This is a genomic window from Acinetobacter higginsii (genome assembly GCF_000369845.1).
GTDB classification, from domain to species: domain Bacteria; phylum Pseudomonadota; class Gammaproteobacteria; order Pseudomonadales; family Moraxellaceae; genus Acinetobacter; species Acinetobacter higginsii.
Genome location: NZ_KB850223.1, coordinates 366,526 through 367,094, shown reverse-complemented (window position 1 = coordinate 367,094; position 569 = coordinate 366,526). Strand labels below are relative to the sequence as shown.

The following is a 569-nucleotide window of genomic DNA, read 5'->3' as shown; positions in this document are numbered from 1 at the left end:
GCCAAGGTCCATGTGCCATCACCATTGTTCACTGCTGGATAGTCAACACCATCCACATTCACCACAATCGTCGCAGTTGGGTCATTCACCGTACCGGTCAATGCAGGTGTTGCGTCATTGCTTAAGTCATCATCCACAGTCACGATCGGTGCAGTCACATCAGTGGTCACTGTGCCAGTGCCCGGTAATGAGGTGTTGCCTGCTGGGTCAGTCGCTGTCGCAGTAACGGTCTCACCATTGGTCAAGCCACCTGGATTTGGTGTAGTCCATACCCCAGTCGTTGGATCGGTTGGAACCTGAACTGTACTACCATCCGGGAACGTCACCGTAACCGTCGAACCTGGTTCTGCCGTACCACTGATTGGGTCAGTCGCATTGATTGGGTCAAGGACTGGTGCATTTGGTGCAACGGTATCGACTGTATAAACTTGAGTGTCCGTTACATTACTGCTATTACCTGCTGCATCAGTAAAAGTTGCTGTCGCATCAATGGTCTTATCCGCATCCGCCAATAAGTCACTGCCTGCAACACTGGCACTCCACGTACCTGTTGCTGTATCTACCGTCGC

At 51.8% G+C, this 569-nt stretch carries 1 protein-coding gene; it reads right to left on the bottom strand.

The genetic code is table 11. The features are described from left to right. A partial coding sequence (locus F885_RS01010) for an Ig-like domain-containing protein (protein WP_005322783.1) occupies nucleotides 1-569 on the bottom strand: 569 nt, incomplete at both ends.